This window comes from Bartonella sp. Raccoon60 (genome assembly GCF_002022585.1).
In the GTDB taxonomy this organism is placed as follows: domain Bacteria; phylum Pseudomonadota; class Alphaproteobacteria; order Rhizobiales; family Rhizobiaceae; genus Bartonella; species Bartonella rochalimae.
This window is the reverse complement of sequence record NZ_CP019786.1, coordinates 1,590,887-1,615,700: the sequence shown is the minus strand read 5'-3', so window position 1 is coordinate 1,615,700 and position 24,814 is coordinate 1,590,887. Positions and strand designations below refer to the sequence as shown.

20 protein-coding genes and 1 tRNA gene are annotated in these 24,814 nt (G+C 35.9%); 13 read left to right on the top strand and 8 right to left on the bottom strand.

Annotated elements, in window-relative coordinates:
* Positions 1-39 precede the first annotated feature (39 nt).
* Complete coding sequence (gene rpsT, locus Bra60_RS07090; protein ID WP_078688215.1) at positions 40-306, bottom strand: 30S ribosomal protein S20; 267 nt, start codon at positions 304-306, stop codon at positions 40-42.
* A 235-nt stretch (positions 307-541) separates the two neighbouring features.
* Entirely contained in the window at positions 542-3,229 is a 2,688-nt protein-coding gene (gene acnA, locus Bra60_RS07085; protein WP_078673494.1) for an aconitate hydratase AcnA, read from the bottom strand.
* 287 nt (positions 3,230-3,516) lie between these two features.
* Between acnA and ccmA the strand changes: the two genes are divergently transcribed.
* From ccmA to Bra60_RS07070, 3 genes are read left to right on the top strand one after another with little or no spacing between them, the layout of a single operon-like run.
* Positions 3,517-4,143 (top strand): heme ABC exporter ATP-binding protein CcmA, encoded by a 627-nt coding sequence (gene ccmA, locus Bra60_RS07080; protein ID WP_078698198.1) that lies wholly within the window; start codon positions 3,517-3,519, stop codon positions 4,141-4,143.
* Positions 4,140-4,805, top strand: coding sequence for a heme exporter protein CcmB (gene ccmB / locus Bra60_RS07075; RefSeq protein WP_035005526.1), 666 nt, complete (start codon positions 4,140-4,142; stop codon positions 4,803-4,805). The genes ccmA and ccmB overlap by 4 nt, the downstream gene beginning before the upstream one ends.
* 45 nt (positions 4,806-4,850) lie before the next feature.
* Positions 4,851-5,627 carry a heme ABC transporter permease gene (locus Bra60_RS07070; protein WP_035005525.1) on the top strand — a complete coding sequence of 259 codons (777 nt, stop codon included), beginning with the start codon at positions 4,851-4,853 and terminating at the stop codon, positions 5,625-5,627.
* Between the two features lie 932 nt (positions 5,628-6,559).
* Here the strand turns inward: Bra60_RS07070 and Bra60_RS07055 are convergent.
* Entirely contained in the window at positions 6,560-7,093 is a 534-nt protein-coding gene (locus Bra60_RS07055) for a GcrA family cell cycle regulator (RefSeq protein ID WP_035005522.1), read from the bottom strand.
* Between the two features lie 418 nt (positions 7,094-7,511).
* On the opposite strand from Bra60_RS07055, the gene Bra60_RS07050 reads away from it, so the two are divergent.
* From Bra60_RS07050 to Bra60_RS07035, 4 genes are all read left to right on the top strand, one after another.
* On the top strand, positions 7,512-8,717 hold the full coding sequence (locus Bra60_RS07050) for an aspartate aminotransferase family protein (RefSeq protein ID WP_078688211.1): 1,206 nt from the start codon (positions 7,512-7,514) through the stop codon (positions 8,715-8,717).
* A gap of 4 nt (positions 8,718-8,721) precedes the next feature.
* The gene (argF, locus tag Bra60_RS07045; protein ID WP_035006632.1) at positions 8,722-9,663 is read left to right on the top strand and encodes an ornithine carbamoyltransferase; all 942 of its coding nucleotides are present in this window, start codon (positions 8,722-8,724) and stop codon (positions 9,661-9,663) included.
* Positions 9,664-9,686: 23 nt separating this feature from the next.
* Positions 9,687-10,691 carry an Hsp33 family molecular chaperone gene (locus Bra60_RS07040; RefSeq protein WP_078688210.1) on the top strand — a complete coding sequence of 335 codons (1,005 nt, stop codon included), beginning with the start codon at positions 9,687-9,689 and terminating at the stop codon, positions 10,689-10,691.
* Between the two features lie 375 nt (positions 10,692-11,066).
* Positions 11,067-11,783 (top strand): Fic/DOC family protein, encoded by a 717-nt coding sequence (locus tag Bra60_RS07035; RefSeq protein ID WP_078688209.1) that lies wholly within the window; start codon positions 11,067-11,069, stop codon positions 11,781-11,783.
* 6 nt (positions 11,784-11,789) lie between these two features.
* Here Bra60_RS07035 and Bra60_RS07030 read toward each other — a convergent pair whose 3' ends face one another.
* Complete coding sequence (locus Bra60_RS07030) at positions 11,790-12,305, bottom strand: Smr/MutS family protein (RefSeq protein WP_078688208.1); 516 nt, start codon at positions 12,303-12,305, stop codon at positions 11,790-11,792.
* A 57-nt stretch (positions 12,306-12,362) separates the two neighbouring features.
* Positions 12,363-13,055, bottom strand: coding sequence for a Tim44/TimA family putative adaptor protein (locus Bra60_RS07025; protein ID WP_078698197.1), 693 nt, complete (start codon positions 13,053-13,055; stop codon positions 12,363-12,365).
* A 175-nt stretch (positions 13,056-13,230) separates the two neighbouring features.
* On the opposite strand from Bra60_RS07025, the gene Bra60_RS07020 reads away from it, so the two are divergent.
* Both Bra60_RS07020 and secB read left to right on the top strand, forming a co-directional pair.
* The gene (locus Bra60_RS07020) at positions 13,231-13,737 is read left to right on the top strand and encodes an FxsA family protein (RefSeq protein WP_078688206.1); all 507 of its coding nucleotides are present in this window, start codon (positions 13,231-13,233) and stop codon (positions 13,735-13,737) included.
* Between the two features lie 97 nt (positions 13,738-13,834).
* On the top strand, positions 13,835-14,311 hold the full coding sequence (secB, locus tag Bra60_RS07015; RefSeq protein WP_078688205.1) for a protein-export chaperone SecB: 477 nt from the start codon (positions 13,835-13,837) through the stop codon (positions 14,309-14,311).
* 65 nt (positions 14,312-14,376) lie between these two features.
* On the opposite strand, the gene Bra60_RS07010 is transcribed toward secB, so the two are convergent.
* Entirely contained in the window at positions 14,377-16,695 is a 2,319-nt protein-coding gene (locus tag Bra60_RS07010) for an NADP-dependent malic enzyme (protein WP_078688204.1), read from the bottom strand.
* 210 nt (positions 16,696-16,905) lie between these two features.
* On the opposite strand from Bra60_RS07010, the gene mutS reads away from it, so the two are divergent.
* A complete protein-coding gene (mutS, locus tag Bra60_RS07005) occupies positions 16,906-19,641 on the top strand; it encodes a DNA mismatch repair protein MutS (protein ID WP_078688203.1) in 2,736 nt (911 codons plus the stop codon).
* A 598-nt stretch (positions 19,642-20,239) separates the two neighbouring features.
* On the opposite strand, the gene Bra60_RS07000 is transcribed toward mutS, so the two are convergent.
* Positions 20,240-20,315, bottom strand: a tRNA-Ala gene (locus tag Bra60_RS07000).
* A 103-nt stretch (positions 20,316-20,418) separates the two neighbouring features.
* Positions 20,419-20,796 (bottom strand): TIGR02300 family protein, encoded by a 378-nt coding sequence (locus Bra60_RS06995; RefSeq protein ID WP_035005508.1) that lies wholly within the window; start codon positions 20,794-20,796, stop codon positions 20,419-20,421.
* 184 nt (positions 20,797-20,980) lie between these two features.
* On the opposite strand from Bra60_RS06995, the gene aroA reads away from it, so the two are divergent.
* From aroA to rpsA, 3 genes are all read left to right on the top strand, one after another.
* Positions 20,981-22,309, top strand: a complete 1,329-nt coding sequence (gene aroA, locus Bra60_RS06990) for a 3-phosphoshikimate 1-carboxyvinyltransferase (RefSeq protein ID WP_078688202.1) — start codon at positions 20,981-20,983, stop codon at positions 22,307-22,309.
* On the top strand, positions 22,306-22,953 hold the full coding sequence (gene cmk, locus Bra60_RS06985; RefSeq protein WP_078688201.1) for a (d)CMP kinase: 648 nt from the start codon (positions 22,306-22,308) through the stop codon (positions 22,951-22,953). The genes aroA and cmk overlap by 4 nt, the downstream gene beginning before the upstream one ends.
* A 133-nt stretch (positions 22,954-23,086) precedes the next feature.
* Positions 23,087-24,787: a 30S ribosomal protein S1 gene (gene rpsA / locus Bra60_RS06980; protein ID WP_078688200.1), complete on the top strand. Its 1,701-nt coding sequence runs from the start codon at positions 23,087-23,089 to the stop codon at positions 24,785-24,787.
* Positions 24,788-24,814 lie beyond the last annotated feature (27 nt).

The window sequence follows — 24,814 nt, the reverse complement described above, 5'->3', positions numbered from 1 at the left end:
GGTTAATGAGCGAAGTTTAATTATATAAATATAGTAAAATTAAGCTTTAAGAGCTTTTAAACGTTTAGCCAAACGCGAAACTTTTCGGGCTGCAGTATTTTTATGAAAAACCCCTTTAGAAACCGCACGCATAATTTCAGGCTCAAAATTCTTAAATGCCACCTCAGCCAATGCTTTATCACCACAAGCTAAAGCATCATCCAATTTACGAATAAAAGTGCGAACACGCGAACGACGAGCCTTGTTGAACTGCGTACGCACCGTGATCTTACGGACAGCCTTTTTAGCTGAAGGTGTATTTGCCATAAACATATCTCTCTTAACTGATCAGTACAAACAGTTTAAACTCTGTTGATACTGAGACAAACAATTCCAAACTACACAGCTATTCATTACCTATAAACTTATAACTTAACATTCAAGCTAACGTCAATTAATTTTTTAAATAAGTATAAAATTAGCGAAGCATTCCCTCAATCAACTACTTTATAAATATATATTTCCAATAACAAGTAAATTGAGTTTCTATTGCTTACATTGTTTAAACTGCCAAATTACGTAAAACATATTGCAAAATACCACCATGACGTAAATAATCTAATTCGTCTTCAGTATCAATACGACATAATAATCGCACTTTCTTCTCTGTGCCATCAATAAAAGTTATTGTAGCTGTTATCTTCTGACGAGGTTGCAAATCATTGATTCCTTCAATTGTTACTTTCTCACTACCCTTTAATCCTAACGATTGCCAACTTGTACCTGCTTCAAAGACAAAAGGAACAATTCCCATCCCAACAAGATTAGATCGATGAATACGCTCAAAAGATTGAGCAATTACTGCTTTTACACCAAGAAGATAAGCGCCTTTAGCTGCCCAATCTCGAGACGATCCATTACCATATTCAATACCAGCAAAAACAACAAGGGGAACTCCTTCTTGTTTATATGTCATTGCTACATCGTAAATAGATCCTTCTTGTTTTGACGGATAATGAACTGTATAGCCACCCTCACGACCATTTTCTCCAAGAATAAAATTACGAATTCGGATATTTGCAAAGGTCCCACGCATCATAACTTCATGATTTCCACGACGTGTTCCATACTGATTAAAATCAGCTACTTTAACACCATGATCAATCAAATATTTTCCTGCAGGCGAATCAATCTTAATAGAACCGGCAGGAGAAATATGATCAGTCGTAATCTTATCACCGAATAAACCCAAAATCCTCGCATTTTTAATATCTGCTAATGTACCAGGAATTTTAAGCATGTTATCGAAGTAAGGAGGATTCCGCACATAAGTTGACTGATCATCCCAAGAGTAGGTAACACCAGCTGGAACCTGAACTTTCTGCCAATTTTCATCTCCCTTAAATACATCTCTATATTTCTCAATAAAAATCTTACGAGTAACATTTTGTTCAATAAACTCCTGTATTTCCTCAGAAGTCGGCCAAATATCTTTTAAGTAAACAGGTTGACCATCTAAACCTATACCAAGAGGCTCCTTCGTTAAATCTTTACGCACCGTTCCTACTAGCGCATGCGCAACAACCAATGGAGGTGAAGCTAAATAATTTGCTTGCACATCAGGTGATACACGTCCTTCAAAGTTACGATTACCTGAAAGAACTGCTGCAGTAATTAAACCATTATCGTTAATGACTTTAGAAATAGCTGGTGACAAAGGACCAGAATTCCCAATACATGTCGTACACCCAAATCCTACTAGATTAAATCCTAAAACGTCTAAATCTTTTTGAAGACCTGAATCAAGAAGATAAGCTTCAACCACCTGCGATCCCGGTGCAAGAGAAGTTTTAACCCATGGTTTACTCCTGAGACCTTTCGCTACAGCATTACGCGCTAAAAGACCAGCGGCAATAAGAACGCTTGGATTTGATGTATTCGTACAAGAGGTAATGGCAGCAATAACGACATCTCCATGACCAATGTCATAATCTTTATTTTCAACCTTATAACGATCATTTTGCTTACTGATTTTCTTATAATCATCAACCAGTGCTTGTTCAAAACCTTGCCCAACATTTTCTAAGGAAATACGCCCTTCTGGACGCTTGGGACCAGCCATAGAAGATACAACATCTCCCATATCCAATTCAATTGTATCACTAAAGACAGGATCTCCAACCTTCTCATCATGCCACATTCCTTGCGCCTTAGAATAAGCCTCCGCCAAAGCAATGCGACTTTCATCACGCCCTGTCATATTAAGATAACGGATTGTTTCTTTATCGATTGGAAAGAAACCGCAAGTTGCACCATATTCTGGTGCCATATTTGCAATCGTAGCACGATCAGAAAGTGTCATATATTTTAGTCCAGGACCAAAAAATTCAACAAATTTACCGACAACACCTTTTTTGCGTAACATTTGCGTAATTAGAAGGACTAAATCAGTCGCTGTTACGCCTTCTTTAAGTTTACCAGTTAAACGAAAACCAATCACTTCAGGTAGCAACATTGAAACCGGCTGCCCTAACATTGCTGCTTCTGCTTCAATACCACCAACACCCCAACCCAAAACACCCAGACCATTAACCATGGTTGTATGGGAATCAGTTCCTACACATGTATCAGGATAAACTGTCTGACAACTACTATCAGCTTTTGTCCACACACATTGTGCTAAGTATTCTAGATTTACCTGATGGCAAATCCCTGTGCCAGGAGGAACAACACGAAAATTTTTAAATGCTTGCTGTCCCCACTTCAAAAAACGATAGCGCTCACTATTGCGTTCATATTCATATCCGACATTTGTCTTAAATGCCCCTGAATTACCAAAATCATCAACAATAATTGAGTGATCAATGACAAGATCTACAGGAATAAGTGGATTGATTTTTTCAGCATCCCCTCCAAGCTTGTCCATAGCGTCTCGCATAGCAGAAAGATCAACAACAGCAGGAACACCTGTAAAATCTTGCATGAGAACACGTGCAGGGCGATAAGCAATTTCCACACCAGAATGCCCTTTATCATTTAACCACTGAACGACATTTAGGATATCTTCTTTCTTGACTACGCGACCATCTTCAAACCGCAACAAATTTTCAAGAAGAACTTTCATCGAAAATGGTAAATGGGAAATTCCTTCAAGCCCATTCTTTTCTGCTTCAATCAAGCTGTAATAAATATACTCTTTACCATCAACACTTAAAATTCTGCGACAATTAAAACTATCAATTTGAGACATAACTGTTCACCCTTAAGTACTACAAACCACCCCATTCCTCAGAACGAACAACACAAACTGCAGGTCAAGATTGCAGTTTGAATGCGGGTATATCATGTCCGCTATTCATTCCCCGCTCTTTTATCGGTAAATTCAGACCACAAACCTGTCCCAAACCGACTACTGGCGTAATACGTGCCTTATAGAACTATTTCTAGAACTATTCTAGATACAATTTCATAAAAAACGTGTTTTTTACTTTATTATGCAATAAAAATTAACAAATAATAGAATAACGGGTTATTATTATGATGTTATCGGGTAAAAATCTAACGGCACATAGAAATGAAAAAACTTTATTTCAAGGTCTTTCTTTTTGTTTATCCACACAACAACTGATGACAATCACAGGCCCAAATGGTGTTGGAAAATCTACATTATTGCGAATCATTGTCGGCCTTTTTAAAGCTACTGAAGGCGATTTAAAGTTAGAAGACAAGGGGAAAATATACCCTCCGGCACTTGCATGTCACTATCTCAGCACTCAAAATGCCATGAAATCCTGCTTATCTGTTATTGATAATCTAAAATTTTGGGCTGAATTTTATGGACAACACTTCTACCATCCCCATGATGCTCTTGCAGAGATTGGTCTTTCTGATCTCGCACATTTACCTTTTAATATTCTATCAACTGGACAAAAAAGATGTGTAGCTATTGCTCGCTTACTCCTCTCTTATCGCCCTATTTGGATTCTAGACGAACCAATATCCGGACTTGATCGCCATGCTCAAACGATCTTTGCAACATTATTTCAATGTCATCTCAATCAAGGAGGAATGATTATTGCAGCAACTCATACTTCTCTTGGTCTAAAAGAACACCACATCATTGCCTTAGAGCATTTTTATCTCCTTAGGAAAAAAATAAAATGAAAGCACTATTTTGGCGCGACCTTAAATTAATTTTATTATCACAAACTTCTTTATTAACAGGACCTTTATTTTTTATAGCGATCATTATCATAACTCCCTTTACCCTGGGAACAGATTCAAATACTCTCTCACGAATAGGTCCAGGCATATTATGGCTAAGTGCTCTTCTTGCAGGGCTACTCAATCTTAATAAACTTTTTCAAACCGACTGCGATGATGGAAATCTCGATCAACTTATTCTTTTTGGTCAAAGAAAAAACTTAACATTGATTGTTTTCATCAAATGTCTTGCACATTGGGCAGGAACTATGCTCCCCCTCATCTTTATCACCCCTATCGCAGCATTTATGCTTCATTTAGATACTCTAATAACCTTTACAACAATTCTAACCCTTTTATGTGGAACACCTGCTTTCATTTTTATTGGTGCAATTGGAGCAGCTTTAGCAACATCATTATCGCATAACACAATGCTCATTTTTATTATTATTTTACCATGGACAATTCCAATCTTAATTTTTGGTGTTACAGCTGCCATAGCTCCAATAACATCAAAAGTTTTTTTCCTTCCTGCTCTCGCTTTTCTGTCTGCTTTTTCACTCTTTTTTGGTCTTTTTAGTTCTTTTGTAACAGCTATAACACTCAAATACCTATCAGAATAACAAAAGATAATTGCTCCCAAGCAAAAATCTGCCTATTATAAATTTATGAATAAATTATCGCGAAAAAAAACGAAAATTTCCCTCGCAAATCCAACCCACTTCATGGAAATAAGTAGTGCGGCTTTACCTTGGTTAACTAGTATAACATTATTCCTTCTTATCTTAGGTCTTGTTTTGGTTATATATTCCCCTGATGATTATCAACAGGGTGTTACTGTCAAAATTATGTATATTCATGTTCCATTTGCCTGGTTGTCTACCTTTTGTTACATTATAATGAGTGCTGCTGCATTAGGAAGCCTGATCTGGAACTATCGTCTCGCTGACATAGCACTAAAATGTGGCGCATCCATCGGAACTATCTTTACAGCTTTAGCACTTATAACAGGAGCACTTTGGGGACGTTCTACGTGGGGAACATGGTGGGTATGGGACGCTAGATTGACATCGGTTTTAATTTTGTTTTTTATCTACCTTGCCATTATTACTCTTGCTTATTCTTTTGATAACCAAATCAAAGCTGCATACGCTACAGCAATTTTAACATTAGTTGGATTAGTTAATATTCCTATTATCAAATTCTCTGTCAACTGGTGGAATACACTTCATCAACCAGCATCACTTTTACGGGTAGAAGGTACAACCATTGATCGTGCCATGTTATGGCCTCTCATAACAATGATGTTTTGTTTTATCTTCATGTTTATTGTCTTGCATCTAATAGCTATGCAAAATGAAATTACCCATCGCTATATTAAAACACTTCAAATTAAAGCAACTCATCATTCTCAACATCAGGACTCTTCATCATGCTCCAATTAAATAACACTCAAAATGAAGCTTTTGGAAATTTTGTCCAACGAATTGATCTTTTCTTTGGAACCCTAAACCATCAGCAAATTGTTGCTTTAAGTTATATCCTCTCTGCAAGTGTTCTATTTTGTTTTATTGGATATATCCTTTATAAAAGTATGCGCCAAAAAAAAATTCTGAAACAACTTCAAATACAAGAAACAATTTGGGAAAAACAATACAATGAAAACCATCCCTCTCAGAACTAACTAAAGCAAACCTTTGCCTGTCTTATTAGAAATCTTTGTATCCATTTTTTTTGCAGTTGTATTCTTCTTTAACTTTATAGAAAGCAAAAATTCCATGACATTTTTTTTACTTAAATATATTAGTTGGAAAAATCGCTCCTCAAATCCAACTTCCTTTGTGAATAGTAAAGACTCTTTAAATTTCGTACACGTTAAAGGATACATAACATTGATTAATTTTTTGGATGTCTTGGTGCCTACTTTGTCATGTAGAACATTCAATTCTTAAAGAAATCGCAAAAAATCAGTGTTTTGCTCTTATCTCAATTCATTATAATGACTAAAATAATACCCGACGTTTTTTAACCAATTTTGACAATAGTTTGTAATTAATTGGTTTTAATGCTTCATATCTTACAGCTATTAACTAGGGTATACATGAATTACCAAAGATGAAAGAAGCTATATAATCACAAAAAGCTCATTCCACATCCATATTAAGGCAATGCTCCCGTAGTAAACCTATAACATATGAAATTGGGTGAAAATTTTAACTACTGTCTCAATTTCATAAAAGCAAATATCTCCCATAACTAGGATTGTATCTTTAACATATTTTCTTTTTTAAACTTAGTATTAAAGAATAGCCGTTTTCATAACAAAATAATTGATATAACCTAAATTATAAAGCAAGATTTTGGCTATTTACTCATCTCATATTCTTATTCGTCGTCTTTCTGATACTGGTTGAAATGCTATTTTAGCGTGAAAATCACAATAAGGACTACTTTCGCTAGAATCAGCGCCACAGAAATGAAAGTTTGATGATAGAGGATCTCCAACAGGCCATCTACACGTGTTTTCATTCAATTGTAAAAGATTAAGATTACGTGACATAGGTACAACTACATTTGATTTTTCAGGTATGTTTTCTTCTGTTACACTCTCCATGACAAGCCCTTGTCTTAAATTTGCAGCTTTAGAATCGTCAGAAGAGCAATTGTCCTGTAACATCGATGACGTTGTACGACGTATCCGCGACGTTGATGAATTAACACCTGTTAATACTTTTTGTGCACGTGATACTACTTGTGTTGTTTTACCGCGCCCTGGTAATTTCAGCCGGTGTACCTTACCAATCACAGCATTTCTGCTGACCCCACCCAACTGAACTGCAATTTGACTTGCACTCAAACCTTCACTCCAAAGCTTCTTAAGAAGTTCAACGCGCTCACATGTCCAACCCATACTAGAACCCCATTCCAATTATCTCACCGAAAGGCTCTCAACTGCATCTTCGAATATATTAATTATATTCGAACAGCTCAATAAAAGACCTTTTAATCTAACCAATCGCGGAATTTACAAATAGAAATCCAATTTTGTTTATTTCCCCAAACTATAATATGCACTAACTCTATGACAAGAGTTATTATATTTTAATAACGTTCTTTTAAAATGTTTTCCCCAACTTACAAACAAATCGTAGAAAAAATTTTAACTCTAACTTTTTCATAACAAAGATACCTTTTCGAAACCTTAATTGATTTTTTATCAATTAGCACGATAGTTCATTATAATGAAGTAGACTATATTAATGCGTAAACAAATAGATCATAGTTTTCAAATGTTGTATTACAGCATTTAAACAATCAAGAGTATAACGATGAATACCATCTATACACAATCACTTTATAATACTTTTGCTCGACGTCACTTGCATTTTACACAAGGAAAGGGCGTATGGCTTATCTCTGATAAAGGAGAAAAGTATCTTGATTTCACATCTGGCATTGCTGTCAATGTTTTAGGACATACACACCCAAAGCTTATTGATGCCCTTAAAACACAAGCTGAAAAACTTTGGCATGTTTCTAATCTTTTTGAATCGCCTGAACAAGAATCACTTGCTGCACGTCTTTGTGCTAACAGTTTTGCTGATAAAGTTTTTTTCTGCAATTCTGGTGCTGAAGCATTAGAATGTGCATTCAAAACTGCTCGTCGCTATCATTATACATTGGATCAACCACAACGATTCGAAATCATTACTTTTGAAGGTGCATTTCATGGTCGTACACTTGCAACGATTGCTGCTAGTGGACAAAAAAAATATCTTGAAGGTTTTGGCCCAAAAGTCTGTGGTTTTATTCAAGTACCCTTTGATGATGAAAAAGCTTTACGTCATGCTATCAATAAGAATACTGCAGCTATCCTTATTGAACCGATTCAAGGAGAAGGTGGATTGCGAACAACTCCTTATGAAACTTTAAAAATGCTACGTAAACTATGCAATGACAATCAATTATTATTAATTTTAGATGAAGTTCAAACTGGAATCGGACGTACAGGAAAACTTTTTGCATATGAATGGTATGATATCGTACCAGATATCCTCACTCTTGCTAAGGGGCTGGGTGGTGGTTTTCCGTTAGGAGCTTGTCTTGCAACAGAAAAAGCAGCAAAAGCCATGACACCAGGAACCCATGGTACAACCTTTGGAGGCAATCTCCTTGGCATAGCTGTAAGCAAGAGTGTTCTTGATACACTCTTAGAACCGGGTTTTCTTAATCATGTACAACATATGGGTAATAAGCTAAAACAGGGACTTTTAAACATTTTAAACACTTATCCTGATATTATCTGTACAATTCAAGGTACAGGCCTTATGATGGGTATGCAATGTATCATTCCTCAAAATGAAGTTATCACTGCACTCGATAATGAACATATTCTCAGTGTTGGAGCTGGTCATAATATTGTTCGCTTTTTGCCTCCTCTCATAATCAATGAAGAAGAAATATATGAAGGTTTGCATCGGATTGAAAAAGCTATTGCTTATCTTTCGCAAACAAATAAAAAAAGACAAATATAATATTATGACACATACCCTTCACCACTTTACCGATATATCTATTTTAACTCCACAAAGAGCACGTGCTCTTATCGATTATGCAAAAATCCTCAAAGCTGCCTTTAAATCAGGAGAAAATTTAAAACCTTTTTCTGGTAAAACACTAGCAATGATTTTTGAAAAGCCTTCTACACGGACCCGAGTTTCTTTTGATCTTGGCATGCGTCAGCTTGGTGGAGAAACAATCATGTTAACGGGATCTGAAATGCAGCTTGGTCATAGTGAAACAATTGCCGATACAGCACGTGTACTATCACGCTTTGTAGAAGCCATAATAATACGAACCACAGCACATCATCGGATGCTTGAATTAGCGCAATATGCGCAAATTCCTGTCATTAACGCTCTTACAGATGACACACATCCTTGCCAAATTTTAGCAGATATCCTTACCTATGAAGAACACCGTGGCACTATTGCTGGCAAAACATTTGCTTGGATGGGAGACGGCAACAATGTTCTTCATTCTTTAATCGAAGCAACAGCTCTTTTCAATTTTCATCTGCATATCGCTACACCGCAAGGAAGTGAACCCCAAGAAAAATATATAAACTGGGCACGCGAACGAGGAGCACATATTATGCTCACTCATAATCCTCAAAAAGCTGCTGAGAACGTTGATTGTATTATTACCGACACATGGGTTTCTATGGGACAAGAGTTTCGTGCCCAAAATTATTCCATTTTTCAACCTTATCAAGTCAATGAAGCTTTAATGGCATGTGCCAAACCTGATGCTCTTTTCATGCACTGCCTCCCTGCTCATCGTGGTGAAGAAGTTGTAGACGCTGTAATCGACGGACCACATTCTGTTGTTTTTGATGAAGCTGAAAATCGCCTGCATGCTCAAAAAGCAATCCTTTCCTGGTGTTTACAAGATGCGTTTTTTCAACCCAATAATTTATGAAATAAACTTTAAAAAGCAAAAATATGAACAACGAAGACAAAAAATCTAAAGATCAAATCTATTTAAATAATTTTTATCAGAATGAAGATGATACCGTTATTCCCTTTCAAGTCGAAGAACTAGATATTCGTGGACGCGGTGTACAACTTGGAGAAAGCTTAAATTCCATTCTCACCAAACATCAATATCCTGATCCTGTTTCTTATCTTCTAGCAGAAGCTTTAGTTACAACTGTTTTACTTGGAACATCATTGAAATTTGAAGGAAAATTTATTTTACAAACTCATTCTGAAGGACCAGTCAATATGTTAGTATGTGATTTTGTTCCTCCCTCAAATTTACGTGGTTACGCTCGTTTTGATAAAGAAAAATTAAACCAGGCTATAGCGAATGGTAAAACATCTTCAGAAATGCTTCTTGGAAAAGGGACTTTGGCTTTCACTATTGACCAAAGCTCCTATACACAACGCTATCAAGGAATCGTCGCCTTAGATGGTTCAAATTTTCAAGAAGCTGCTCGTACTTATTTTAACCAATCAGAACAAATACCTACTGATCTCCGTTTAGCAGTTTCTACCTTAATTAACCATAATAAACAGGACAAAATACAAAAAAGCTGGAGAGCAGCAGGGCTTTTAACTCAACTCTTGCCCAAAGCTTCTCCTTATCATACAACATGCCAAACAAATACAAAATTAGACGAAACAAAAAACTGTATCCAACTCGAAAACCAATGGCAGGAAGTAAAAGCGCTCACTGCAACCATTGACAGTGAAGAACTTACAGATCCCCAAGTTGGTATTAAACGATTACTTTTCCGCCTTTTTCACGAACGAAGTGTAAAAGTTTTTCAAACCTTTCCTATAACAAATCGGTGTTCTTGCTCACGAAAAAAAATTAAAGAAATATTAGAAAGCTTTTCTGTTGAAGAATGTGCTCAAGCAATAGAAAATCAACAAACTTCTGTTACCTGTGAATTTTGTTCAACGGTTTACTATTTCAAACCAGAAGAACTTTTTCAAATATAAAGCATAAAATAATTATTTCTGTAACAGACAAATTTTTTTCTATTTAAAAATCTTATGCTAAAAACCACAAACTTATTATAAATTTTATTGCGCATAATTATTAATTGATATATTTCTCATACTGTCTTTTTGAAATTTGGAATATTTTATTGATGCGGAGATTTAAGATTCTAAATTTATTTTTTATTTATTACAAAATTTAAAAACTTTTTTGTGGAATTTTTCATGAATATTATACTGTAAAATGAAATGATAAAAATTTTAAAATGTAAATGTAGTTACCTGTTAAAAATTTAAGGAGAAGGTTATTGATGAGAGAAGTTTAATCTTCTTAAAGGTAATTTAGTGCTAGTAATTTGAAGGCAATTGCAACAAATGAAAGAAGACATTTCAGTATCGTTCCATAACTATGCTTATCAAGATAGTTTCACGCTAAAGAATAAATATAGGGTAAGACGCTATGAAGCACTTGAGATGATATGTATACATAATGTAATACGAGCAATTGTTGATCTATACTACGAGCCTCTGCCAAAACAATTTGATTCCTCTTATTTAAAACATATTCATATGTGTTTGTATCGAAAAACGTTTGAGTGGGCTGGACATACTCGTGACGTTCCATTTATGTTTCTCGATGGAACAATCGCCTGCCAACCAAAAGTTAAAAAAGTAATTTCGAATACTTTTTTTGCAATTGGTGAAGAAATTCAGACAGGTCTTAAAGAATTTGACAAAATGCTCGTTGAAAAAAACAATTTGCGAGGTTTGTCACGCAAAGAATTTGCCATTGAAACAGCAGAAATGTTTTCCTTTCTCAACTATATACGTCCTTTTAAAAAAGGAAATGGACACACACAACGTTTTTTCTTTCAAAGACTTGCCCAAAATGCAGGTTATACACTCGATTTTTCAGAGATAACAGAAGATGAAATGCTAAATGCTTGTATTAGTGCACTACGAGATAACGACTTAAAGCCTATGCATTCTATATTCAAAAAAATCACTCATCTAAAGTGGAGACCACGTATTACTTCGGATAGACAACGCTTAAAACACTTAGGATACAATACTCATCTATACATGCGCTAAATAGGTTTACATTTTTTCTCTTTGCAGAAAACGACGTAACTGAATATAAAGAGCGCCACTGCCTCCGTGTTTATGAGCTGCTTGTCCAAAAGCCTGGACATAATATTGAAAATATTGAAAAACAGGTGTTGATAACCAATAAGGGACAAATTGGCACAAAACGCCATTGCTTCCGTGTGAATGACCCTTTCCTGTTATCACTAGAACATAACGTAATCCCCAACGATGAGATGATTGTAAGAATTCTTTTAAACAACGATACGCTTCATCTTGTATCAAACCATGAAGGTCAATACGCGCTTCTATACGACAGAGACCTTTTGCAATTTTACGATGCACAGTATGATCAAAACACTGCATTTTCTTTGCTTTAATTATTTTTTTCTTTTGCTCTTTAACTATCGTTGGCTTCTGCTTCTGTTGACTTTCTTGAAAAAGTGGGACTGTTGTACGACAAACCTGCTCCCATAAAAAATAGTCTTGAGAAACCAGTGGATTTTTTTTTCTTTCATCCTTAGTCATTAAACTCTTTAATCTCGTGTAATTTTATGAAAAATCTTCTATAAACCAATAATAATTTTAATTTTCATCTTCCGTTCCAAAAAGCTTCCAATTTGGATTTTTAGATGTAATATTGCGAACGAAAGTCCAGATATCTCTAATTTCTATAATAGCTTCAGGATTCCCTTCTATGCATTCTTCTTGTTCATTATAAGTTGCAGAAATAATTTCACTAACAATACGTACTGTTAAAAACGCTTCTTCTTTTTGCATTTCTGCTGCAATAAATTCAATCTTACTAATCCCTACAAAAGTAAATTGAATTCTTTCATTATTTTTTTCGCGTAGTTCAATAGCCTCACAAAAACTTTCAAAAACATCCGATGAAAGATGTTCTTTAAGCTGATTGCGATCACCTTGCGCAAAAGCTGTCATAATTATTTCGTAGACAATTTGAACACCATTCACAAAAAATTGAGGAGAAAAAGAAGGATCAAACTGACGAATAGAACGCAAACCACTGTTTAATTTGCTTCCTTCTGATGCAATGGCATCAATTTCGCTAAAATCGCTCTTTTGTGAAGAAGATTGGTCGGGTAAAGAAACAATCTTATCGTTCTTTTCTACTTTAATTGGCTTTTTAGTATACCCTGAATAAGAATCAAAGGGAGGTTTTTCAAAACCAATCCGTTTTCCTAGTACATTCCGTAGTTGCACAAAAACTACAACTACTATAATAAGAGCTATTATTAGTACAACGTCAAATTCCATGAGTGTTGTCAATCTCCCAGCGTTAAATGATTATCATTGCAGTCAATATCATTTATCAATAAACATGTAAAATAAGTAAATCTATTATTTAAATAATGTTTATGACTCCCCAATTTAAATTGAGAAAATAATAATATAATTTTCTTAACAAAAAACTTGAGAAGGATATCTTCATTTGAAAAAATTTTATCATATAAAGTCTCGATTTTTTTTAATTATAGTTCTCAGCGCTCTCTTTTTTGAAATCTCTGGCTTTATTATTGTTGGAAACGAAATTGGAATTCTAGCGACTTTGAGCTTAATTCTTTTAACAATGATGAGTGGAATTATTTTATTGCGTATGAAAGGTATAGGTCTTATAAAAAATATACAAAGTAAACTCCTTCAAGGACAGGCACTAGAACATTACATAGCTAATGATGCACTTATTATTCTTGGTGCCGTTTTGCTTACTCTTCCAGGTTTTATAAGCGATATTTGTGGAATATTACTCCTTATAAAACCAATTCGTGTTTTTATCTGGAATCTTTTTTTATCCCTTATTAATAAAACAAATTCTAACGCACAAAACAAATCTGAAAAAATAATTGAACTTAACCCGGAAGATTATCAGAGCTGTAAGACCGAAAAATCTCCCTGGCACAAAAATAACGATAATAACCAAAATACAAAAAATAATTAAAGATAAAGAGAGCATTTCTTGCAACCCTTTGCAAGTCATGGTAACTTCCTTTAAATTTACAATAGCAATATGTGTATTATAATGAAAGGTTTGTAGTATGGCCGAAGGTGAAATACATAATAATAGTGGAGAACCAGTATTTGCTGTTTTGACCCAATATTTAAAAGATTTTTCATTTGAAAATCCGCACGCACCTCGTTCATTACGCCCACGGGAAAAAGCGCCACAAATTGATGTTAACATTAATGTCAACGCCAATCCAATTGGTGATGATAATTATGATGTTGTACTATCCCTTTCAGTTAAAACTAAAGATGATACCGAAATGCTATTTCACGTAGAGCTGATTTATGGCGGTATTTTCCACATTAAAAATATTCCACAAGAGCATGTAATGCCGCTTGTTTTTATTGAATGTCCACGTCTTTTATTTCCTTTTGCTCGGCAAATTATATCTGATGCTACACAAAATGGTGGTTTTCCTCCCTTGTGGATTGATCCGATTGATTTTGCAACGATGTTCCAAAAACGAGTTGCCGAAGAACAAAAAAATAATCAAACGCAACCCTCTTAAAAATTAGCTTGTAACATTACATAAAATTTATTTTTATTTCTTTCATTATAAAAGCCCTTGAAATATCAAAGGCTTTTATTTTTTTGAGCAATTTTTTCTGCATGATAAGCAGCCAAAGTTGCAATATTAACGATATCTGTATCGCGTCCACTAAACGATACAATTTGTACAGATTTCTCCAATCCAATTAAGATAGGGCTAATAATGGTTGCTTCACCAAGTTCTTGTAACATTTTGCTCGAAATTGAAGATGAATGATATCCAGGCATTACTAAAATATTAGCCGGTTCTTTTAATCCCATAAAAGGATATTGTTGCATCAATTTCGAATTAAGAGCTACCTCAGCACTCATTTCTCCATCAAATTCAAAGTCAACTTTACGTTCATGTAAAATATCAACAGCTCTCTGAATATCTTGCGTAACTTGACCCTTTATATGACCAAAAGTAGAAAATGCTAAAAATGCTACCCGTGGTTGATATCCAAATTCACGCACAAAAAAAGCTGTTTGTTCAGCAATATCAGCAAGTTCCTCAGCATTAGGATGCTCATAAACAGCTGTATCAGCAATAAACACAGTGCGTCCGCGACAAATAGCTATTGAAATACCAATTAATCGTTCCTGTGGTTTTTCATTAATCACTCGTCGTATATCTACCAAGGCCGTTTCATAATTGCGTGTTACTCCTGTAATCATTGCATCAGCATCACCCAAAGCTAACATACAAGCAGAAAAATAATTACGATCATTATTGATAAAACGATGACAATCACGCAACAGCCAACCTTGACGCTGCATCTTTTTATACAGATATTGAGCATAAGCATCTGTACGACAAGATAGCTTTGCATTCAGAATAGAAATTCCTTCACGCTCAAGATCAATTCCTGCGACAGCAGCAGTATCTTTAATTTGTTTTTCACGACCAATTAAAATTGCTTTTCCTAATTTTTGGTGAACGTAAGATACGGCCGCTCGCATGACCGATTCTTCTTCCCCTTCTGCAAAAACAATTTTCTTTGGTGCTTGACAAACATAATCATAAACACCACGCATCGTGGATGCAATGGGATCACGTCGAGCATTCAAATCACGTTCATACGCTTTTAAATCATGAATATGCTTTCTAGCAACACCGCTTTCCATTGCTGCTTTTGCCACCGCGATTGAAACAACTGTCAGTAAACGTGGATCAAATGGAACTGGAATAATATAATTGGACCCAAATTTCAGACGGTTTCCGTGATAAGCTTCTACGACACCATCAGGAACTTCCTCATGAGCTAATTTTGCAATAGCTTTCGCTGCAGCAATTTTCATGCTTTCATTAATAACCGTTGCACGAACATCAAGAGCACCACGAAATATATACGGAAAACAAAGAACATTATTAATTTGATTGGGATAATCTGATCGCCCTGTTGCTATAATAGCATCATCACGTACTTCTGCTACTTCTTCAGGTGTAATTTCTGGATCAGGATTAGCCATAGCAAAAATAATTGGTTGTGGCGCCATTGATTTTACCATCTCAGTAGTTAGTGCACCTTTCGCTGAAACCCCAAAAAACATATCGGCACCTTCCATCGCTTCAGAAAGCGTGCGTTTATCTGTTTTAATGGCATGAGCAGCTTTCCACTGATTCATCCCCTCTTCACGCCCTTCATAGACAACACCTTTTGTATCACACAACAAAATATTTTCAGATCGAAAACCCATTGCTTTAATGAGTTCAATACAAGCAATTCCTGCAGAACCTGCGCCATTACAGACTAATCGTGTATTTTGCATAGTACGCCCTGTTAAATGCAAAGCATTAATTACACCAGCAGCCACAATAATTGCTGTACCGTGTTGATCATCATGAAAAACAGGAATATTCATAAGTTCGCGTAAACGGCTCTCAATAATAAAACAATCAGGTGCTTTAATATCTTCAAGATTAATACCACCAAAAGATGGTTCCAAATACCGTACTAAATTAATAAAGCTTTCCGGATCACTCGTATCAATTTCTAGATCAATTGAATCTACATCTGAAAAGCGTTTAAAAAGAACTGCTTTTCCTTCCATTACTGGCTTAGATGCCAAGGCACCTAAATTACCTAAACCCAAAATAGCTGTCCCATTTGATATAACAGCAACAAGATTCCCTTTTGCCGTATAATCATAAGCCATTAACGGATCTTCAGCAATTGCTTTAACTGGAACAGAAACACCAGGCGAATAAGCAAGTGCTAGATCATGCTGTGTTGCCATAGGTTTTGTTGCAACAATTTCAAGCTTACCAGGACGATCGCCCCTATGAAAATCAAGGGCTTCTTGCTCATCTACACTATAAAATTTTTTATATGTTGTTTGATCCTGTTCATTTTTTTTCATTTCACTTACTTTCTTAAAAAACAGCATAAACTCTGATTAACAACAAATATAATGATTAAACTTAAAAATTTGATTCATATGCCAAAAATAATTATGCTTACTTTATGAAAGCATCTTATCATACGCTTTATTTAGAGGTAATAAAGATATACCTCGAAGTAAATAAAAAAGGATAATAAAACCTACATTAAAAGGAATAATCGTACTAAAATGGAAAAAGAGACTGAACATAAAAATGATTCACTCCAACGCCCTACGATTCCATCCAATACTCATCAAGAGCGCCTTACCCCTATGATGGAGCAGTATATAGAAATCAAAGCTGTTAATAGCGACTCTCTTCTTTTTTATCGTATGGGTGATTTTTATGAATTATTTTTTAATGATGCGATTGAAGCTGCTCAAGCCTTAGGGATTACACTCACAACACGCGGTAAACATTTAGGTCAAGATATTCCAATGTGTGGTGTTCCTGTTCACTCTGCAGATGATTATTTACAAAAACTTATTGCTTGTGGTTATCGCGTTGCCGTGTGCGAACAAATAGAGGATCCTGCAGAAGCAAAAAAGCGTGGTTCAAAATCAGTTGTTCAGCGCAATGTAGTCCGTCTTATAACACCCGGAACAATAACAGAAGAAAAACTTCTTGATCCAGCACGGGCAAATTACCTCATGACACTTGCTCGCACAACAACCCGTAGTAAAGAAGAATATGCTCTTTCCTGGATTGATATTTCTACTGGTATATTTCGAGTTACAGAAAGCCGTCATGAAAATCTCTTAACAGATATTATGCGTGTAGACCCACAAGAGGTGATTGTCGCTGATTCATTTTTCCATGATAAATCTCAAAAAGCTCTTTTCAATGTTCTCGGTAATATTATCTCTCCTCAACCAGAAAATCTTTTTGAGACCACCACTGCTGAACGAGATATTTGTCTTTACTTCAAACTCTCAACCCTTAAAGGCATTGCAGATTATTCTCACCCAGAACTTTCAGCCATCGCTGCTGCTATTCGCTATATCGAAAAAACACAAATCACACATCGTCCCCCTCTCATGCGACCTGAGCGTCAAAATGAAAGCACAACTCTTTTCATTGATGCAGCAACAAGATTTAGTCTTGAGCTCATTCGGACTACATCCGGTCAACGCGATGGGAGTCTCCTAAAAGCGATTGATCGCACCGTCACAGGAGGTGGTTCACGCCTTCTTGTCGATCGCTTAATTTCTCCCCTAACAACTCCAGTAGCTATCGATAAACGTCTTGATTCAATAGATTTTTTTCTACGCAATCCTTCTCTTGCAGAAGCTATTAAGCTTATTTTAAAAGGAGGACCAGATATGCCACGCGCAGTATCACGTTTAGCGCTTGGTCGAGGAGGTCCGCGTGATATGGGAACAATTCAGCGCGGTTTTGAAATCATCAATGAAATTAATCAGATTCTTAATAATGAGTTACTTCCTCAAGAAATCAATGATGTACGAGAGGTATTCTCGCACTTACCTACCGCTTTGCATTTTCAGCTAGAACAAGCACTGGCTGACGATCTCCCTCTTCTCAAGCGGGACGGTGGCTTTATTCGTCCTCATTATCACCAAGAATTAGATGAAATGCGTAATTTGCGAGACGAATCACGTTGTGTTATTGCTAAACTCCAGGCGCAGTATGCTAAAGAAACAGGTATTAAAACACTCAAAATTAAACATAATAATATTTTAGGTTACTTTATTGAAGTAACGAACTTACAAGCGTCGGCTCTCACAAATACTCCACAAGCAAAAGCTCGTTTTGTCCACCGACAGACAATGGCGAATGCCATGCGCTTCACTACAACAGAACTCGCCGAACTCGAAAGTCGTATTGCTCATGCTGCAAATCATGTTTTAACGCTTGAATTGGAAATTTTTGATAAACTTGTTGATGAAATTACCCAACAGATTGATTTCATTCGTCAAGCTTCTGAAGCTCTAGCTATTTTAGATGTATCTGTTGCTTTAGCCCATTTAGCTGAAGAACAAGGATATTGTCGTCCCAAAGTTGATCATTCATTAGCCTTTCATATTACCGCTGGACGTCATCCCGTTGTAGAACAAGCATTACGAAAACAAGCTGCGGAACCATTCGTTGCCAATAACTGCGATCTTTCGGCACAAAACAAACACCTAGATGCAGACATTTGGTTGTTAACAGGTCCTAATATGGGAGGAAAATCAACTTTTTTACGACAAAACGCTCTCATTGCTATCATGGCACAAATGGGATCGTTTGTGCCAGCCACTTCAGCTCATATTGGCATTGTTGATCGTTTATTTAGTCGTGTTGGTGCTTCTGATGATCTTGCTCGAGGACGCTCAACCTTTATGATGGAAATGGTTGAAACAGCAACTATTCTCAACCATGCCAGTAACCATTCTCTTGTCATTCTCGATGAAATTGGACGAGGAACGTCAACTTTTGATGGTCTTTCAATTGCTTGGGCAACAGTTGAACATCTCCATGAAATAAACCGTTGTCGTGCTATTCTCGCTACACATTTTCATGAAATGACGGCGTTAACAAAAAAACTTAATCGCCTTCATAATGTAACAATGAAAGTTAAAAATTGGAATAGCGATGTTATTTTTCTCCATGAAGTCACTAAAGGCACTGCTGATCGCTCTTATGGTGTGCAAGTGGCAAAGCTAGCTGGATTACCTGCAACAGTTATTTCTCGTGCAACAGATGTTCTGCATCAATTAGAACAAGATGAAATGTCCGGAAAAGGTGATAAATTAATTGATAACTTACCGCTATTTTCTCTCAAAGCGACATCTTTAACAAATGAAAAAAATGATCAATGTTGCGCGATTAAAGATGCTTTAAAAAATATCAATCCCGATGAATTATCCCCTAAAGCTGCTTTAGAAGAACTCTACCGTCTCAAACAACTTGAAAAACAATGATTTTTAATAAAAAGTTTAAAAAAGATTCTACAATAATAAACTGCTATATTCCTAAAAGTTTTTTATACAGAAAGTAAATTGCATGACAATATCTTTAATTTGTATTAAAAATTCAAAAAATAACTTAAAATTATTTTCCATGCTCATAGCATAAGTACTCATATTATAAAAAATACAAGCGACAATACTGTTTGATTATTTTATTTATAATAATATTCAGAGTTTTTAGGTATTGAAATCATAAAATTTTCGACCATTTTATGAAGTTCCCTCAACAACTATAATTTACAATAAACAAAGCATTTTCATGAAAAATGCCAATACTCTTTCTCTATCAATTTCAAATATAAAAATGAAATGTTACAATTGTAAATATATCCTTTATGAAGGAGCTTTTAGCTTATTATCACTATATCTCACCGTTATAAATAACGGAAAAACTTCATGATATTTTTATAAAGCTTTTTGAGTTTAAACAATAATGAAATGAATTTTACTAGAGACAACAAAGAAAATACGATTACACATCTCATTTTTCGATGAATAGACAAACTTTATTTTTGAATATCTATGTACTAAGAAAAATATTTGATCTTTTTGGTGGAGCTAAGCGGGATCGAACCGCTGACCTCTTGCATGCCATGCAAGCGCTCTCCCAGCTGAGCTATAGCCCCACAAAAAACAATAAACACTCTCCGCAGAGTTCTTAGAACGAGACAAACTGAAGATCAAGAAAAATCTATATCAATAAATAGAACATAATCTCTTCTTGCTTTTTTAAACATCATCATCGTTAGAAACACCATTGCCAAGGATATCAGTTACATCATCATCTTCATCACCTTCGTCATGAGACAAAAATGTATCATCATCAACAAGATCTACATCGTCATCATCCAAATCAGGGATCTCATCATCTTTAGACACATCGACATCTTCTTCAAGCAACATAAAGGCAGACTTCTCAAGTGCCGTATCAAGTTCTTCAGTATCAACCTCTTCTTCATTACTTACTTCAGCCGCTGCAACCTCAAAATAAGAACGCGGATAAGAAAGCCCTGTATAAGGCGACACGATAGGATCACGATTAAGATCATAAAATTTCTTTCCCGTTTCCGGGTCAACACGTTTGGTTCCAAGTTCTGGCTTTGCCATAGACCGTGCCTCTTTGGTTAGTTAAATTGCATTAAAACGAATTCCATGGTGCTTAAACAAAAAACAATGCACTTGTCAAAGACAAATACATAGTTCCACACGGATTTTCTCATGACGCTTATCAAAACATATGATAAAGGGCATCTAATTTTTTAAAATTTATATCTTATTAAATAAAGACTCGATGTATAAAGCAATACCAGCAACTGCTAAAAAATCAACAAATCTTTCTGGCACAATCAAAATGCCAGGAGATAAATCAATCTCCTATAAAGCACTTATATTAGGAGGATTGGCGCATGGAGAATCACATATTCATGGGCTTCTCGAAAATGATAGTGTTTTGCGTATAGCTACCATCATGCAAGCTATGGGAGCACAATGTTACAAAAAAAATGACCTTTGGATTATTCATGGAACCGGTAATGGTTGTTTACTACAAGCACAAACACCTTTAAATTTTGGCAATTCTGGAACAAGTGCTCACCTGATCATGGGACTGGTTAGCTCTTACCATATGAAAACGACTTTTCTCGGCAGTGCCTCACTCTCTAGATATCCAATGGAGCATATCCTTAATCCATTGCGTTTAATGGGAGTTGAAACTGAGCCAACTCTTGGTAACCACTTGCCTTTAACGCTTTACGGTCCCAAAATGGCTAACCCGATTCAGTACCCTATACCTATGGCTTCCGCCCCAGTAAAATCAGCAATCCTTCTTGCCGGTCTTAATACCGCCGGTACTACAACCATTATTGAGCAAACTCTTACACAAGATCATACAGAAAAAATGCTACAAGCATTTGGTGCTGAAATTGATATAAAAATAGATAAAACAGGCACACGTTTCACTTCTCTTAAGGGTCAGCCGCATCTTATTGGACAAATCATTAATGTTCCAGGTGACCTATCCCTAGCAGCTTTTCCAATTATTGCAGCTCTTCTTGTAGAAAATTCTGATATCACACTTAAAAATGTTCTCGTCAACGACGAGAAAATGGAATTCATCCAAACATTATGGGAAATGGGTGCTAAAATTGAACTCTTGAACCAACGCAAAACAGGTATAGAAAATATTGTCGATATACGCGTTAAATCATCAGAGTTAAAAGGTGTAACTGTACCAAAAGAACGAGCCCCATTAATAATTGATGAATATCCTGCTTTAGCAATAGCAGCAGCCTTTGCGAAAGGGAAAACAATTATCTCAGGAATTGAAGGGTTATTTTGTAAAATATCAGATCGACTTTCCACCCTTGCTGAGGGATTAAAAATCAATCATATTCATTGTGAAAATGGTAAAGATTTTCTTATTATCCATGGGAAAAATTCTACCAAAGATTTAGGAGGTGGGCGCGTTACTACACATTTTGATCATCAAATTGCAATGTGTTTTCTTATTTTTGGACTCGTCTCAGAAAAACCTGTTATGATTGATGATAAACAGATGATTATTACCAATTGTCCAGAATTTATTCCTTTAATGCATCAACTTGGAGGTCGAATCTATTGAAACCTTTTATTATTGCAATTGATGGCCTTTCAGCATCTGGAAAAGGAACTTTAGCAAAACAAATTGCTGCCTATTATCATCTTCACCATTTGGATACTGGTCTCACTTACCGCAGTGTTGGCTATTCGCTTTTAAAACGAAAATTACCCCTAGATGATCACATAAATGCTGTTGCATATGCTAAAGAGCTTGATTTTAACACTTTAGATCCAATTCTTCTCGGTTCTCTTGATATTAGCGAAGCCGCATCACAAGTAGCAACTATACCAGCTGTGCGTGAAATTCTTGTTTCCAAACAACGTGATTTTGCCAAAAAATTACCGGGAAGCGTACTTGATGGCCGTGATATCGGTACTGTTGTCTGTCCTCACGCAGATATAAAATTTTATATCCTAGCGAATGCTCAAATACGTGCAAAACGTCGATACCAAGAAATTCTAAAAAAAGGAGGAAAAGCAAACTATCATGAAATTTTGGCCAATCTTGAACAACGTGACAAACGTGATATGACTCGAAAATATCATCCTCTAAAACCAGCTAAGAATGCCTACTTGCTTGACACATCAGAATTGAGTATAAAAGAGGTATTGAAAACTGCTTGCGCCTTTATTGATCCTCTTATAAAAAAGCATGCCGTTAAATAAAATCATCAAGGTGATTTCCAGCCTAGCGCTTATCTTTCTTTTACGAAAAGGGAGAAGGTGTGGAGTTACCTCATATTAACACTAACCTAGCGCTTATACCTTTTGCAACATAAGGTATGTATCAGGAGTTCTCATGTCACAATACAATCCCACAACAGCAGATTTTGAAACCCTTTTAATGGAATCATTTCAAACGAATGACCTTAATGAAGGATCTGTTGTTAAAGGCCGCATCATTGCAATCGAAAAAGATATGGCCATTATTGATGCTGGTCTTAAAGTAGAAGGACGTATTCCACTTAAGGAATTTGGTAGCAAAAGTAAAGATGGTTCTTTACAAATCGGTGATGAAGTTGAAGTTTACATTGAACGTATTGAAAATGCGCTAGGTGAAATTGTCTTATCGCGTGAAAAAGCACGTCGTGAAGAAAGCTGGATTCGTCTTGAAGAAAAATTCAATGCTGGGACACGCGTAGAAGGCATTATCTTTAGTCAAGTTAAAGGCGGTTTTACGGTCGATCTCGACGGTGCTGTTGCTTTCTTGCCTCGTAGTCAAGTCGATATTCGACCTATTCGTGATGTTGCACCTTTAATGCATAATGCACAACTTTTTGAAATTTTAAAAATGGATCGTCGTCGTGGTAATATTGTTGTCTCACGTCGCGCTGTCTTAGAAGAAAGTCGTGCTGAACAGCGCTCAGAAATTGTTCAAAATCTTGAAGAAAACCAAATTGTTGAAGGTATTGTCAAAAATATAACAGATTATGGAGCCTTTGTTGATCTCGGTGGTATTGATGGACTTTTGCATGTTACAGATATGGCATGGCGGCGTATCAACCATCCATCTGAAGTTTTAACAATTGGCCAAACTATTAAAGTTCAGATCATTCGTATCAATCAAGACACGCATCGTATTTCGCTTGGAATGAAACAACTTGAAAACGATCCATGGGATAATATTAACACTAAATATCCAGTCGGTAAAAAAATTACTGGTGCTGTTACAAACATCACTGATTATGGTGGTTTTGTTGAAATCGAACCAGGAATCGAAGGATTAATCCATGTCTCTGAAATGAGTTGGACAAAAAAGAATATACATCCTGGAAAACTCCTTTCTATATCACAAGAAGTAGAAGTTGTTATTCTTGAAATTGATTCTTCTAAACGCCGTATTTCGCTTGGTTTAAAGCAAACATCTGAAAATCCTTGGGTAGCTTTTGCGAATAAATACCCAGTGAATTCACAAATTACAGGCGAAATTAAAAACAAAACAGAATTTGGTCTTTTCATTGGTCTTGAAGGTGATGTCGATGGTATGGTTCATCTTTCTGATCTTGATTGGAATCGTCCTGGTGAACAAGTTATTGATATTTACAATAAAGGTGATACTGTTCAAGCTGTTGTTCTTGATGTTGATGTTGAAAAAGAACGTATTTCTTTAGGAATTAAACAACTATCCAGTGACAAAATGAGAGAAGCAGCAGCGTCTGGAGAATTACGGAAAGGTGCCACTGTTACATGTGAAGTAATAGGCATTAATGAAAATGGCGTTGATGTGAAGCTTATTGAACACGATCTTGAAGTCACCATCCGCCGTACTGATTTGGCACGGGATCGTGATGAGCAACGTCCTGAGCGTTTTGCTATTGGACAAAAAGTTGACGCTCAAATCACTGCATTTGACAAAAAAAACCGTAAGCTTTCAGTCTCAATCAAAGCCTTAGAAATCGCAGAAGAAAAGGAAGCTGTAGCTCAGTATGGCTCTACAGATTCAGGAGCTTCTCTTGGTGATATTCTCGGCGCAGCTTTAAAAAAGCAAGAACAAGATTAATCATGAAATAAAAGGCCACTAATTATA

Excerpts from the sequence above, each read along its gene's own strand:
- rpsT (WP_078688215.1), bottom strand. The coding sequence starts at position 306 with ATGGCAAATACACCTTCAGCTAAAAAGGCTGTCCGTAAGATCACGGTG.
- acnA (WP_078673494.1), bottom strand. The coding sequence starts at position 3,229 with ATGTCTCAAATTGATAGTTTTAATTGTCGCAGAATTTTAAGTGTTGAT.
- ccmA (WP_078698198.1), top strand. The coding sequence starts at position 3,517 with ATGATGTTATCGGGTAAAAATCTAACGGCACATAGAAATGAAAAAACT.
- ccmB (WP_035005526.1), top strand. The coding sequence starts at position 4,140 with ATGAAAGCACTATTTTGGCGCGACCTTAAATTAATTTTATTATCACAA.
- Bra60_RS07070 (WP_035005525.1), top strand. The coding sequence starts at position 4,851 with ATGAATAAATTATCGCGAAAAAAAACGAAAATTTCCCTCGCAAATCCA.
- Bra60_RS07055 (WP_035005522.1), bottom strand. The coding sequence starts at position 7,093 with ATGGGTTGGACATGTGAGCGCGTTGAACTTCTTAAGAAGCTTTGGAGT.
- Bra60_RS07050 (WP_078688211.1), top strand. The coding sequence starts at position 7,512 with ATGAATACCATCTATACACAATCACTTTATAATACTTTTGCTCGACGT.
- argF (WP_035006632.1), top strand. The coding sequence starts at position 8,722 with ATGACACATACCCTTCACCACTTTACCGATATATCTATTTTAACTCCA.
- Bra60_RS07040 (WP_078688210.1), top strand. The coding sequence starts at position 9,687 with ATGAACAACGAAGACAAAAAATCTAAAGATCAAATCTATTTAAATAAT.
- Bra60_RS07035 (WP_078688209.1), top strand. The coding sequence starts at position 11,067 with ATGAAAGAAGACATTTCAGTATCGTTCCATAACTATGCTTATCAAGAT.
- Bra60_RS07030 (WP_078688208.1), bottom strand. The coding sequence starts at position 12,305 with ATGACTAAGGATGAAAGAAAAAAAAATCCACTGGTTTCTCAAGACTAT.
- Bra60_RS07025 (WP_078698197.1), bottom strand. The coding sequence starts at position 13,055 with ATGGAATTTGACGTTGTACTAATAATAGCTCTTATTATAGTAGTTGTA.
- secB (WP_078688205.1), top strand. The coding sequence starts at position 13,835 with ATGGCCGAAGGTGAAATACATAATAATAGTGGAGAACCAGTATTTGCT.
- Bra60_RS07010 (WP_078688204.1), bottom strand. The coding sequence starts at position 16,695 with ATGAAAAAAAATGAACAGGATCAAACAACATATAAAAAATTTTATAGT.
- mutS (WP_078688203.1), top strand. The coding sequence starts at position 16,906 with ATGGAAAAAGAGACTGAACATAAAAATGATTCACTCCAACGCCCTACG.
- Bra60_RS06995 (WP_035005508.1), bottom strand. The coding sequence starts at position 20,796 with ATGGCAAAGCCAGAACTTGGAACCAAACGTGTTGACCCGGAAACGGGA.
- aroA (WP_078688202.1), top strand. The coding sequence starts at position 20,981 with ATGTATAAAGCAATACCAGCAACTGCTAAAAAATCAACAAATCTTTCT.
- rpsA (WP_078688200.1), top strand. The coding sequence starts at position 23,087 with ATGTCACAATACAATCCCACAACAGCAGATTTTGAAACCCTTTTAATG.